8 protein-coding genes are annotated in these 13,692 nt (G+C 53.6%); 5 read left to right on the forward strand and 3 right to left on the reverse strand.

Annotated elements, in window-relative coordinates; genetic code table 11:
• Positions 1 to 3: 3 nt before the first annotated feature.
• From EVJ29_RS13380 to EVJ29_RS13400, 5 genes are all read left to right on the forward strand, one after another.
• Positions 4 to 2,565, forward strand: a complete 2,562-nt coding sequence (locus EVJ29_RS13380; protein WP_131505277.1) for a sigma-70 family RNA polymerase sigma factor — start codon at positions 4 to 6, stop codon at positions 2,563 to 2,565.
• Positions 2,566 to 2,606: 41 nt separating this feature from the next.
• Positions 2,607 to 3,821 (forward strand): ParB/RepB/Spo0J family partition protein, encoded by a 1,215-nt coding sequence (locus EVJ29_RS13385; RefSeq protein ID WP_131505278.1) that lies wholly within the window; start codon positions 2,607 to 2,609, stop codon positions 3,819 to 3,821.
• A complete protein-coding gene (locus EVJ29_RS13390) occupies positions 3,818 to 6,385 on the forward strand; it encodes an SNF2-related protein (RefSeq protein ID WP_131505279.1) in 2,568 nt (855 codons plus the stop codon). The genes EVJ29_RS13385 and EVJ29_RS13390 overlap by 4 nt, the downstream gene beginning before the upstream one ends.
• 266 nt (positions 6,386 to 6,651) lie before the next feature.
• A complete protein-coding gene (locus tag EVJ29_RS13395; RefSeq protein WP_131505280.1) occupies positions 6,652 to 9,234 on the forward strand; it encodes a hypothetical protein in 2,583 nt (860 codons plus the stop codon).
• A 21-nt stretch (positions 9,235 to 9,255) separates the two neighbouring features.
• Positions 9,256 to 10,485 carry a hypothetical protein gene (locus EVJ29_RS13400; protein ID WP_131505281.1) on the forward strand — a complete coding sequence of 410 codons (1,230 nt, stop codon included), beginning with the start codon at positions 9,256 to 9,258 and terminating at the stop codon, positions 10,483 to 10,485.
• Between the two features lie 135 nt (positions 10,486 to 10,620).
• Here EVJ29_RS13400 and EVJ29_RS13405 read toward each other — a convergent pair whose 3' ends face one another.
• The 3 genes from EVJ29_RS13405 to EVJ29_RS13415 all read right to left on the reverse strand — a co-directional run bounded on the left by EVJ29_RS13405 (position 10,621) and on the right by EVJ29_RS13415 (position 13,535).
• Positions 10,621 to 11,226, reverse strand: a complete 606-nt coding sequence (locus tag EVJ29_RS13405; protein WP_131505282.1) for a hypothetical protein — start codon at positions 11,224 to 11,226, stop codon at positions 10,621 to 10,623.
• Positions 11,227 to 11,286: 60 nt separating this feature from the next.
• Positions 11,287 to 12,399, reverse strand: coding sequence for an HNH endonuclease (locus EVJ29_RS13410; RefSeq protein ID WP_330857373.1), 1,113 nt, complete (start codon positions 12,397 to 12,399; stop codon positions 11,287 to 11,289).
• Positions 12,400 to 12,500: 101 nt separating this feature from the next.
• The gene (locus EVJ29_RS13415) at positions 12,501 to 13,535 is read right to left on the reverse strand and encodes an HNH endonuclease (protein ID WP_131505283.1); all 1,035 of its coding nucleotides are present in this window, start codon (positions 13,533 to 13,535) and stop codon (positions 12,501 to 12,503) included.
• Between the last annotated feature and the right edge of the window lie 157 nt (positions 13,536 to 13,692).

A 13,692-nucleotide genomic window follows, 5' to 3' on the forward strand; every position in this document is an offset into this window, starting at 1 on the left:
TTTATGGGTGAGAGAATACCTGGGCATGGAGGGGGGAAATACACAGATATCGTATTTCATGACGTGCGACATAGCCTTTTAGGGATGATCGAGGTTGCAGAGCGGGAGGGGTATCGCCTCACTTTCGACTCGGTCCTCGGATTGATCCGTGCGGGACTGTCACTGAATGATTTTTTAGAGAATGATGAGAGACGGCTAGGCGCTGTGCGGCCAAACCTGAAGAACACGATTCTTAGACTCATCGACCTCTACGGCCCATCAGAGGTCGATGAGATGTGTTCGAAATGGACGTTCCATCATTTGATTTTCTTGGGTATGGGGGTCACGGAGTCAATCTCCCGAATGATGATGGCCGTGGGAATCGACTACGGCGAGTTCAAGAACATGGACTATGAGGACTTCAAGTCACGGACTGGGGGACGGAACCGTCTCACCACCTATGTGAAACTACAGGACGCCTATCGCACATTCGAGGAAGAAACGGGAGGACCGTTGCCGGAGAACCGTCAGTGGTCGCCACTTCCTCGGACGGAAATGACTCGTCCGTCGGGCGTCACCAAGCGCGAGCTTGCAGCGCTCGAAAGAAAGTTCTTGAGTGATTGCTATGACTCGCTGACGGAGACCTTCACCATAGATGAGCTTCAGGAGAAGCTCGGTGCGGACGAGAGGTACATACGGCTAATTTTAAAAAATGCGTCAGAAAACGGTTTACTCGAGACGCGTGAACGTGATGTAAAAAAAACAAGAAGGACGTTCGAGGAACTCATGCGATGGGAGTCATTGCCCGAGCCAGAAATCATTGTGATGAGATTTTCGGAGGGACTGAGCGTCAGTGAGATTGCTGACAAGATGGGGCTCTCCAGACAACGGGTGTCCCAAAGGCTGAACTCTGCAATCTCACGTATCCCCCTCTCCCATGTCAGCGAGGCCAAACGATACCTGAGACGTTTCCGTCAGTTCAAGATGAACGAGGAAATGTTCATCAGTATTTTTGATGAGCATCCGGGGATATTCAAATTGATGACTTTCAAAACACGTAACGGTGAGCAAGATATCATGCACATGTATCCGAGGCTGACCGAGGACCAGAAGGAGCGATTCGAACGACGTTTTTCTGTGTTCTCATTGGACGGGGAACTGGTCCCCATAAGTAAGAAGACCGTACTCGAAAAGGTGCTCTTCACACATGGCACACATATCCCGTTACATATAGATGAGGTCCATAGACGATTCCATGCCTTCATCCAGGACAGCGTCTCCTATGAAATCGCAGCTACCCTCAAGATGGATGAGAGAAGTATGTTGGGCATTGCCAGCAGATCAGAGTTCATCATAAGCTCGAGCGGCAACAAGGTCCGTTATCACAATCCTGAGGTCTTGACCGAGGAACGGATGGGACGACTCTATGACCTGTTGAACCTTGAGCCAGGAATCTATCATGCGCGACACATCTATGAGCTCGACCCAGGACTGATGAGGGAGATGGATTGTCTCGACCCTTGGGAGTTACACAACATCATCAAGACCAGGGTCGTGCATCCCCATGTGCGAATGGGGAGGATGCCCGAGTTGGGAATCGGTGTGGAGGACAAGAACTCTTGGCTACGACATCTCATCGTCGAGCACGGCCCTATCCTCCTGGAGGAATTCTTGGTCTTCTTGTCAAATTCATTCGGTCTCCATATCCCCTCGATGAGGAGCCTGATTCAAACCAACCTGGTCGAACACCTCACCGTAGACAATCAATTGATCGCCTCCGTCCCCTCCATCTCCGAGCAGGAGACCGAATGGCTCGCCTCCATCCTGATTGAAGACATCTATACATTCGATCAACTGATGGACGCCCACACAGGGACACCGGACTTTTATGACCGTTTCTTGAACAAGTTCGTCCTCTCCAAAGTGGGTTATACGATACGGGGAGGGTTCGTCGTCCGAGAAGAGTTCGGGAGCGGTGAAGCATATTTCAGGAATCTGATAAAGGACCAAGAGCTATACCGCATACAGGACACCCCTGCCGCTCGGACCCAGTCCTATTTCAAGGTGTTGAAGGATCTTGAGACGGACCTGGAGATCTTCCGGATCGATAAAGATCATTATCTCAACATCCGGAGATTGAAGAAAATCGGCCTCGCCAAGGACGACATATCGTCGAAGATACGACGCCTTATCGAAGACGTCCGATTGATCGATATGCGCTATTTCACAGTCCCTGTCCTACAGGAGATGTTCCAATCGGACCTGTTCGATCTGGGAATGGAGAAGATCTTCTATGAAAGACTGATACGGCTCCATGAGGATATCGGTTTCATCCCTGCCGGCGGAGGGGATATTTTCTATCTCTCCGATGATAAACGTTCGCTCGGGCAGTTTTTCTTCGACCATCTGCCAAAGAACGATGGGGTAGACGTCCATGAACTGATGGAGAGGCTTGAAGAAAGTTACCTCATCCCGTTCAACCGCTCAAAACTGATCGAGTCGATCAAGGAGCGGGGAGCCTTCTTCTCACAGGAGACAGGAAAGGCGTATCTGACCAAGGAGATTTTCCTGGACAGCATCTATTGATTCGATGACGAACCAAATGAAAAAAAGTGAGGTAAATATAAATGAGCACAGCACCTGATATTAAGACGAACAATCTACGGGCAAGGGTCGGTCATGACATCATGATGACCGACCAAAAACGGAAACTCGCCCTCAAGGGCGAGGTAAAGAGTTTTGTGGTCTACAAGATCCCGCTCGAACTTCTCATCTATAACAAGCGGAACGGACGGATCATCAGCTGGATGAACAAGTTGGAATCCGAGGGCACCGATATCGATGCCCTCTCGAAGGACGAGTACAACGAACAGGTCGAACAGATGATCATCGACTCGAACAAACCGGCGCTCGAGAAGACGAAAAAGAACATCAATGCGATCGGACAGATTCATCCTGGCGTCGTCTTGAACAACGGAACGGTCGTCGATGGGAACCGACGCTTCACCTGTCTCCGCCAACTCAAACGTGAGAAGGGAACCGATTTGTATTTCGAGGCCGTCATCCTCGATCCCGAGGAGGGGTTGACGGAGGCCGACATCAAGCGTCTCGAGCTCAAGATCCAACACGGCGAGGAGAGACCGGTCGACTATAACGCCATCGACAACCTGGTGGACGTTTATAACGACATCATCGTCAATCGCTACTTCACGACGAAAGACTACGCCGCGAACATCGGGAAGAAAGAGTCCGACGTGAAGAAGATGCTAGAGAAGGCCGAACTGATGGTCGACTACCTCAAATTCATAAACGCAGAAGGCAAGTTCTACGTGGCACGTGAGCTGGAATTGGACGGACCGCTCCAAGAGATGGTCGGCATCCTGAGAAGAGAGAAGGACGAGGAGGACCGGTTACGGGTCAAAGACGCGCTCTTCACCGCATTGAGCACATCAAAAGAGAAAGATTTGACGAGATACATCCGTAAGATCGGCAAAGACATACTAGCCAGTGGTAACCGCGAGGAATTCCTGGAAGAGTTCGAGGACATCGTGGATGACGTCCATGACGCGTTCCAGGAAAGGGAGAGCGTGGACATCAGTACGATCCGAGAGGTCAACAAGGGGCTGGAGCAGACAATAGCCGAGGCGTCCTACATCGTGACCCGACGTGTCGATGAGACGGCCATTTCCCGTGCCCAGATGAAGCCCGTGGATGCATTGAACTCCTCCATGAAGTCGATCGATAACATCGACAAGGAACAGGTGGCCAGAATGGACCCGAAGACCAAGGAAGAATTTTATCGGCTCGTCGCATTGATGAAAGAGAAGCTCGATGACCTATGAGGAGCGATTCCGATTTTCATCTCCTCGATTTGAAGCCCTCCTATTACACGAACCAGACGAACATAGCTCGGAACTTCTATGAGCCGTTACTATCGGCGGCGGTCTCTTACGACCGTGTGAGCGGCTACTTCAGCGGGAAGGCGCTCGCACGTTATGCAAGGGGCATCAAGGGGTTGGTCGAGAACGGCGGACGCATGCGCCTCATCATCTCCGAGGAGATATCAGAGGAAGATTTCCATGACATCAGCGAGGGATATGAGTTGAAGAGGTCTCTCGAGCAGGACCTGCTGGACCGGCTCGAGGAGCGACTATCGCTCCAGGATGAGATGGACTTCGCGAACCTGGCCCATCTCATCGCGAACGGGTACGCAGACATCCGGGTCGGGTTCATCTGGTCCGGGCTGTTCCATTCCAAGTTCGGGCTCGTCGAGGACGCCGAAGGGAACATCGTCTATTTCACCGGCTCCAACAACGAGACAAGGGCGGCCATCGAACACAACTATGAGTCGTTCGACGTCACCGGTTCCTGGCTCTGCTCGGACTTCGACAGACAAAAGATCGACAAGGCGATCGACGAGTTCGATGCCCTGTGGGACGACAGGTCGGGCGCGTACGGTGTCAGGGTCAAATCGTTCGAGGAACTGGTACTAAAAAAAATCTTGAAACGCGACAGGGGGAGGATCATCTTGGATAAGGAGATGCTATTGGAGGACGTGCTCGTATTGACGATCGACAAGGGGGTGCTCGTCGTCCATGACCGCGTCGCACCCGGAAAGATACGGCCGAACGAGCGCACGTTCACGAGCAAGCTCGTGCCGTTCTGCGGGAAGGAAGGGTATCCGCACTTCCGTGACGATCTGACCTATGTCGAGATCAAGACGGTCATCCGTCATCTCGAGCGCCTCGGGGGTCGTCGGAACTTCGAGGTCGTCGTGACCGATCAGTTGCGCCAACATCTCGGGGACCAAGAGTATATGATCGAGGAGCGGGCGGAGTATGCCCGCCTGCTAAAGTCCTTGGACGAGAAGGTGAGCACCAAGTTCGAGGCATTCGCTGAAGTGGTGGACCGTGAGCTCGTCCGAAGCCTGCGGGAGATGCAGATGCGGTCCGCCTTCTATATGGTGGAGATGAAGAAGGCCGCCAACTTCTCTGTCCCTGGTGCAGGGAAGACCTCGATGGTCTATGGGGCATACGCCTTCCTCTCGTCAGAGGAACAACAGAAGGTGGAGCGGCTGGTCGTCATCGGGCCGAAGAACACCTTCCTCTCGTGGAAGGACGAGTTCAAGGCCAACTTCGGGGAGAAGCGGGACCTACGGGTGCTCGACATCCATGACTCGGTGGCCCCGCTGCTCTCCTTGAAGACCGACGCGCACCTCTACGACCTGATCTTGATCAACTATGAGTCACTCGGCAAGTATGAGCGGGTCCTCATGGATGTGATAGACTCGAAGACCATGCTCGTGTACGACGAGGTGCACAAGGTCAAGGGCTTGACCAGCGTGCGTGCGAAAGCAGCAAAATCGATCGCGCCATACGCCGGGTACAAGTTCGTCCTGACGGGGACACCGATACCGAACACCTACGCGGACATCTACAACTTCTTGAACATCCTCTACGGCGAGGAATATAAATCGTTCTTCAACTTCAAGCCCCATGAGCTGAAGGAACCGAACGAGACGAAGGTACAGGAAGTGAACAGGAAACTCGCACCGTTCTTCTGGCGGACGAACAAGCGAGAGCTCGGTGTCCCCGATGCGGATGCCGACCTCATGTACAAAATCGTCGCCGATGACACGGAACAAAGAATCATCGACCTCCTCTACCAAAAGTACCGTGGCAACCCCTTCAGCCTGTACATCCGACTGATCCAGGCGGCTTCGAGCCCCGAGCTCGTCCTCCGCAACATCGATCTCGTCGAGATGTTCGGCGAAGACGATGACTCCATCCCGCTGCTTGATGGAGGGGCGCCCTCTCAGGTCAAGCTGGACCCCGAAGAGGTGAGGTTGCTCATGTCCGTCCGCGAGACGCGGAAGTTCCGACGCGCCATCGAGACCGTCACCTCGCTACGTGAGGAAGGCAAGACCGCCGTGGTCTGGTGCATGTTCGTCCATACGATCGACAGGGTCCATGAGGAGCTCATGTCCCGTGGGATCAAGTCGGCCGTGATATACGGAAACACCCCCCAGGAGGAGCGAGAGCGGCTCATCAAGGCGTTCCAGAACCGTGAGTTCGACGTCATCGTCACGAACCCGCACACCCTGGCCGAGTCCGTGTCCCTCCACCATGTCTGCCATGACGCGGTCTATCTCGAGTATTCGTTCAACCTGACCCACATGCTCCAGTCGAGGGACCGTATCCACCGCCTCGGCCTACCGGACGGGCAATACACCCGCTATCATTACATGATGCTCGAGGGTCAACCCGACCGGCAGAACACGGTGGATGAAAAGATATATATCCGATTGAAAGAGAAGGAGCAACGTATGATGGAGGCCATCGAGAACGGTGACCTCCGCCCCGACCCGAACGTGGACTACGATGAGATCGTGGCCCTGTTCGATTGAGGACCCATCAAACGGAGCAGGCCCTGCCATGACGGCGGGGCCTTTTGCCCGTCCTCGCAAAAAGGAGTCACGTCCACCAGATTTTTTGACGGACCATGCCGGAAAAAGGATAGGGCAGGGCTGTCAATCGCGTGAAAACAATAGTAAAATATAGGGAAATAAGGTGTCGTGTTCTAAATTGAAGGACCTGTTCTCAGATTCTCGGATATAACATAAGAATCCGTGAAGGCAACCCTCACACGACCCTTGATGGAGGAGGGGGACATATGGTCGACCACAAGAAAACAGGAGAGGGCGAACCAGACACGTTCGACCCTGGACAAGGCATATTCGGGATCCTCGACCTTTTGGAGCGGTTCGACGTGGAGGTCGCCCCTGCCGATGCCGTGTCCCTCCTTAAAAAAAGGATATTCGTCGATGACCTTCTGTCGAAGCAAGGGAGGTCGCTGCCAGGCGTCCCGGCGTCTGTGAGACGTGCCTTGATCGTCCTTCAGTCTGTGATGGACGATAAGGAGATCAAAGACATGTGCGAGACGAGGACGCTGTATCATCTTCTCTTGCCAGAGACAGGACTACTCGCGTCCGACATCGAGCTCATGAGGGACGCCGGGCTGACATATAAAGACCTCGAGGGACTCGACCTCGACTCCTTCCAGGCCGCCATAGGTGGCGGACGGCGGCCAGATGCGTATGCGCGAGTCATGAGGGCATACGACACCTTCGAGGGACGGAAGACCGCCCCGGTCCCCGTACCCGAGAGCGTGACAGACGATGATGCCAAGGTAGAAGATAAGACAGAAGATGAGACACATACCACGACAGTCATGGCACGAAAGATAGACAGGAAAGGACTCGTCCATATCTTTTATCAGACCATATATGACCGACTCGATGACGTCTTCTCGACCGAAGACGTGATGAGCGAAATCGACAGGACCGGTCCCGAGGTCTCGGGACTTCTCGAGGAGATGTCACGCTCCGCCATCCTGACCCCGACACAGGGCGGCCTCTTCAAGAAGAGGACGAGGACGCTCAAGTCGCTCCTTTCATCGGAGCTGCCACACATGGACCTGTTGAAGGAAAGGCTGGAGCAGGGACTCACGCCCCATGAGATCGCACGTCTACGAGGACTGCAGCCGAGGTCCGTCATGAGGCAGTTGAGGGAGACCCTCGACACCATCCCCGTCACATCCGTGAAGGAGGGAAAGAGATATCTCAAACGGTTCGTGCGCTTCGACATCCCAGAGGACATATTCGTGGAGGTGTTCGCCGAGCACCCCATGGTACACCGCTTCCTCTCGTCGAAGGTTCGTATGGGAACCGATGACATCATGGGCCTATATAACAGGTTGGACGATGCCCAGCGTCACAGGTTCAGGTCCTTTCTCTCCGTCATCATCGGACGTGACGGCAGCATCTCGCCCGCCACGAAGACGAGCGTGTTCGAGCATGTCCTGCGGCTACACGCCGACAATGAGGCCAGACCTATCGAGGAATGGAAAGATCTCTATGACCGGTACATCTTCGAAGAGTTCGATGTGAGGACCGTCGACAGGCTACGGGCGGACGTCAGGTCGCTCTCTGCCATCGCGACACGCTCGGACGTCATCATACCGTCAGCGGACAGACGTCTCCGATTCCATGACCTTTCGATATTGACGCAGAGACGCCTGCAGAGGTTGCGCGGACTACTCCGGCTCGAGCCGGGATTCTATGGTACGGAACATATCTTCGGCCTCTCGCCCGATCTCATGAGGGAGCTCGACTGCAGGGACCATGAGGAGCTGCACTATATCATCCGTAAGCATGTCGAGATGACAAACGTCGCCCCCGGGCGTCAACCGGAAATCGCAATCGGGACGATGGGGAAGGCGGAATGGCTGAAGAAGATGATCAGACAGAACGCACCCATCGATATGGAGGCGTTCCTCACGCTCATCCAGGACCGTTTCGGACTCAAGCCCGCATCCGTGAGGCAGGTGCTCCGCCGTGAACTCCCGGACTATCTCTCGCCCGACGGGACGATAGGTCTCAGCATGTCCTTGCTCACCAAGAGGGAGGCGGCATGGTTCTCAAGGCGTCTCACCAGAGAAATCTACACCTATGAAGAGCTTGAACAGGCGTTCGGTCACGTCGATAACTTCACTTCCCGTTATCTGAACAGCGGTGCACTCGAGAAGGTCGGGTTCATCAATCGCGGGGAACTCGTCCTTCGCGCGGGGCACCCTAGCGCAGAATCGTATTTCCAGGAGCTCCTGACCCGTGATGACTTCTTCACAGTCCCTGACTCCCCTGTCTTCAAGACGGCCCCGTTCAGACGTGTCATCAAGAGGCTGGAGGACGGCCACGACATCTTCCGATTCGATGACAATACCTATATCCACATCGCACGACTGCGTAAGGCCGGAATCAACAAGGGGATGGTCAAGGGATTCATCCGACAGATGGTCGACGCCGCCAAAGAGTCGGGGACGGGTTACTTCACCGTCCCGTCCGTCCGTGAGCGTCTGGATTCCCCGATCCTCGAGCTCGGGCTAGAGGACATCTTCTTCGAGGGGCTGCTTCACACGCAGACAAGGATCGGCGCCATCAGGACAGGAAAAGGAGACATCTTCTACATGGGTCGGGACAAGAGGACGCTCGGCCGATTCCTGCTCGACCTGCTGCCTGAGACGGATGGGCTCGATGCGGACACGATACGCGAGGAAATTTTTGAAACATATCATCTAGAGTTCGACAGGAACGCTATCATCGCGAACGTCCGTGGGAGGGGTGGGTACTTCTCCCCGGACACGGGAAAACTTTACAGGGACAAAGATTTGTTCCTGGACAGTATATTTAAATCATGAGAAACAGTGGAGGTATACGACATGACGGTAGAACCAGGTACAGACAAAATCAATTTGAGAGGACGAATCGGGAAGGACATCTCGAAGACGGAACAGAAGCGGAAACTCACGCTCAAAGGGGAGACTCGCGTCTTCGACGTCTATCAGATCCCGCTCGAACATCTCGTCTACAACAAGCGTAACGGACGCATCATCAGCTGGATGAACCGGCTCGAGTCAGACGGAAAGGACATCGGGCTCCTCACCAAGGAGGAGTACAATGAACAGGTCGAGGACATGATCGTCCGGTCGAACACGGCCGCGCTCGAGAAGACGAAGAACAACATCAAGAACTTCGGGCAACGTGTGGCCGGGGTCGTCCTGAACAACGGGACGATTGTGGACGGGAACCGTCGCTTCACCTGTCTGCGCCACCTGAAGAGGGACCATGGCATGGACGCCTTCTTCGAGGCCATCATCCTGGACCCGGCCGAAGGGCTCTCCGACATCGATATCAAACGGCTCGAGCTCAACCTTCAGCACGGCGAGGAGCGCCCGGTCGACTACAATCCGATCGACAACCTCGTGGACGTCTACAACGACATCGTCGTCAACAAGTACTTCACCGTCCAAGAGTATGCCCTGAACACGAACAAGAAACCGGCAGAGGTCAGAAAGATGGTCGATAAGGCGGAACTCATGGTCGAGTATCTCGAGTTCATCAATGCCAGCGGGAAGTTCTACCTTGCCCGGGAGATGGACCTGGATGGCCCGCTCCAGGAGATGGTCGGTATCCTCAAGAAAGAGGAGGACGATGAGGAGGAGCATACACGTGTGAAAGATGCCCTCTTCGCGGCACTCAGCGTCTCGAAGGACAAGGACCTGACCCGATACATCCGGAGGATCGGGAGTGACATCTTGAAGGGAGGGAACCGTGAGGACTTCTTGGAGGAGTTCGAGGATGTCGTGGACGACGTCCATGACACCTTCCAAGAAAAAGAGGGCATCGACCTGGACTCTTATCGTCAAGCGATCAAGGAGCTCGAGGGGACGAGGGACGAGGCCGCCTCTATCGTCAGCCGCCGGGCCGAGGAGACGGCGATCTCCCGTGCCAAGATGAAGCCGCTCGATGCGTTGAACACCTCCTTGAAGGCGCTCGAGACGATCGATATGGACCATGTCGGTAGATTCGATGAGAAGACGAGGGAGGAGTTCGTCCGACTCATGGGACAGATGCGAGAAAAGTTGGACGGCTATGAAGCGCGGCTCTGAAATGACATAGGAGCTTGAAGCGCGAAAGACGCACAGCAAAAGAGCAAGAGACGTCGGTCCATCACCGGATTGACGTCTCTTGCTCTTTTATCTGTAAAGGTAAAGATTTAGCCTCGAGGCGCAATTTCACACTGCTCACATGTGTTCGATGACACCGAACGTGTCCTGATAACGTATCGGTAACTCTCGATGTTCAAATCTTGGCGCCGGTCTGCCGCCTCTGGCCTCGGTCCTTGCGACGACGGTCGCTATACCAAGCAGGGCGGGGTGTGTCGAGGCGATGACGGCCTCGGTATACCTGATGAGCGGCATCCGGACCCCCATATACCGTTCTCTCGGATAGTTGATGTCCTCCTGTAGGATCAACCAGTAGAGGAGCACCCTCGTCTGGCGACCGTCCAACTCGTGTCCTTCCAGTTCAAACGGTGCCGGGAGGTCCACAGTGCCGGCCAATCCGTTCGTGGCGAGGTCCTCTAAAAAGCAGAGTATCGCCTCTGCCCCGTCGGCCCCTTGTCGCTCGCAGTAGGCATAGATTGCACGGACCACATGGATATGCGAAGGGGCGAAAGCGTTCAAGTAAAGACAGTAGTCCCCGATTTGGCGACCCCGCAGCGCACCAGGATATCTTAGTTGTAGTCCCGGGACCTGACTTTCTAGAGAATGTATATTGCCATGTCTCTCTCGGACCGGCATCTCATCATACAGGCCTTGCATGAAGCTGATATTTTCTGCGAATGGCATGGTCGTTTCCTCCTGGTGATAGTTGATGGGCTGGTTGGGTGGAAATATTTATTTTGAGAATCACTTGAAGATGTTCAGACGATGGAGCTGCATATAATCCTTTTTTTTCGGCACATGCGAGAGACGCATCGTCTCGTTGATGGCCAACCTCGACCATTCTGGTCGGGGAAGCGTCTCCGAGATCAGAATCCTCCCATCGTCGTCGAAACTGATGAATCCCTTGTCAAACAATGCATCATGGGTGACGCAGAGTAGCAGTCCGTTGTCCAGGTCTTGCCGTTGGTATTCGTTGGCGACCGACCAAGGGATGATATGACTCGCGACCAAGAGGGGCTCGACCGTCATACCACACAGGTCACAGCAACGCCGACTCTCTAACAAGCCTCGACGAAATCTTCCTTGTGTCCTCCTGAAGATGGCCATCCGATAGCCGATGTTCTCCGATATACGTTCGTGGCGTCTTGGGCGTCCTCTGGAGCCGAGCGGGCGTTCAACAGGGGACTGAAGAACACGGTCGACCAGGAAGCGTAGCCACTCGTTTGGGGCATGTTCAGAATCCGTTATTCCTCGTTTAAGGTCAAATAGCCACTCTCTTTTGGCTGTCACCTCAAGGACGGTGAAATGTCCCACGAGATTTTCGAAAGGGAGGCCCGTCTTCGGATTTCGAAAGCTGCGTAACGACAGAGCATCCACCTCGGCCACGCCCGGTACATAAGGTATCGCGATGCCGACGTATTTGACACTACCGTCCATCTGTTTCTCGAAATAAAAGAAAGGCGCCAAATGTGCTTCTGGTTCACTGTACGCTCTTGGGAAAAACTTCTCTAATGCCACGTTACCTTTATTGTTTGTAGAAAGGTAGTGTCTTGAGGATTCATTGTCCCCGTAATAGGTCAAGATACCACTCGCGGAGTCATAGACGTTCTGCCAGTTCTCATGTTTACCTGTATCTAGAAGGACGACGAATGCCTCCTCTTGAGAAGATGGGTTGATAAGATTCTGCTGCATGGCACGGCGAATCCCTCCCATATTGCCTACTCCCCTTAGACCAGGAAATTTGAAAATCCTACGGACAGGTTCACTCCGTGTATAGTTTCTGTCACTACCTTTTAGATAGTTTGTTCCCGGTACCAAGTCTGCCATCATGGCATCTTCGAATGTGACCTCATGCATTGTTGCTCATTCCTTTCATTCTATGTGGATTGGCCTTCGGTGCACGGCCTCTCGTTTCTCGAGAATTTTGTTAAGCAAATGGGTTCTATGAAGTGCCCTGTTTAAAATGCCGGTGGCAGCTCGAAAGTAGGTCTCCATCGCGTCCCTCCGGAAGCGGGGAGACTCAAGTTATACATCAGATTCAAAAAGGAAATCCTCTTGTCGCGGGTCTGTCCAGTCTGGTTCATCAACGTTTCGCGAAGCGGGTGATGACTCTCGATGAGGAACTCGTTCCTAACAAAGAGGCGGTCCAGATATTCGATATGGGGGATACGTGCGAACTTTCCTTCCGAGCCGCGGTTGCAGTCCTGACAAGAGAGCACCAGGTTCCACACCCCGTCCAAGTTCTCCTCGAACATGGGCGTGAGCCTGTGAGGGAGGAAATGGTCGACATCCGCCAACTCAGGATGTCCAGGTTTGGTACTGATGTTACCGAAACAATAGAAACACTTACCTTTCTGATATCCGTTCAGCGCATCGCGGGACGATGTGATGTTCGTGCGACGACCTCGATCATACTCCTCGACGAAGAGCAGTTCGGCCACTTCGTCATGTCTCACCTTGAGCATGTTCGATGATACCCCTGACGACCAGGCCGTCTCGACGAGGCGCCATCTGGCCTCGACCTCCGTCTCGAAACTGTCTGCCTGGACGGACTGTAGGATTCGATACATGTCATCGGTCAGTATGATCCCTTTGGTGTTATCAGATTTCGACACCTCGAAAAATGAGACGGGCAACCGGTCATTGTTCACGTTGTGGAAAGCGTCGAGGACATTCACGAAGCCCAGCTTTCTGGTCGAGTCAATCAGCACGTCAAAAGATACCGTCCCCGCATTGTATCCCCGACAGATATCGAGGTATTTGCTGGAGGCGGATATCGCCTGTTTGTCACTCAATTTCAGGTGTTCACATATGTGCGCCGCGAAATGGACGGAGATGTCTTGCAGGCTGAAGAAAGATTCTCGTCCATTACCCCCGATCTCCAGCAACGCTTTCGCCATGGCGAACTTATACGAGGCGGAATTCTTCCCGAACAAGATGACGGCACGAAAATAAGATTCCAAAGATGGGTGATGCTCTGTAAACCGGTTCACGGTTCTCTCCTCCTTTGATAAAAAGGAAATATTTCCATGAATCAATTATATGACATGTCTAATGTGTGGGTATGCAAAAAAATAGACCGGGTAAGAGATAAAATCTCAAAAGGAATTTGAGAATGAAAATCCATAGAATCTATACAATTATATAGAT

This window comes from Exiguobacterium sp. SH4S7 (genome assembly GCF_004336795.1).
GTDB classification, from domain to species: Bacteria; Bacillota; Bacilli; order Exiguobacteriales; family Exiguobacteriaceae; genus Exiguobacterium; species Exiguobacterium aurantiacum_A.

Excerpts from the sequence above, each read along its gene's own strand:
- EVJ29_RS13380 (WP_131505277.1), top strand. The coding sequence starts at position 4 with ATGGGTGAGAGAATACCTGGGCATGGAGGGGGGAAATACACAGATATC.
- EVJ29_RS13385 (WP_131505278.1), top strand. The coding sequence starts at position 2,607 with ATGAGCACAGCACCTGATATTAAGACGAACAATCTACGGGCAAGGGTC.
- EVJ29_RS13390 (WP_131505279.1), top strand. The coding sequence starts at position 3,818 with ATGAGGAGCGATTCCGATTTTCATCTCCTCGATTTGAAGCCCTCCTAT.
- EVJ29_RS13395 (WP_131505280.1), top strand. The coding sequence starts at position 6,652 with ATGGTCGACCACAAGAAAACAGGAGAGGGCGAACCAGACACGTTCGAC.
- EVJ29_RS13400 (WP_131505281.1), top strand. The coding sequence starts at position 9,256 with ATGACGGTAGAACCAGGTACAGACAAAATCAATTTGAGAGGACGAATC.
- EVJ29_RS13405 (WP_131505282.1), bottom strand. The coding sequence starts at position 11,226 with ATGCCATTCGCAGAAAATATCAGCTTCATGCAAGGCCTGTATGATGAG.
- EVJ29_RS13410 (WP_330857373.1), bottom strand. The coding sequence starts at position 12,399 with ATGCATGAGGTCACATTCGAAGATGCCATGATGGCAGACTTGGTACCG.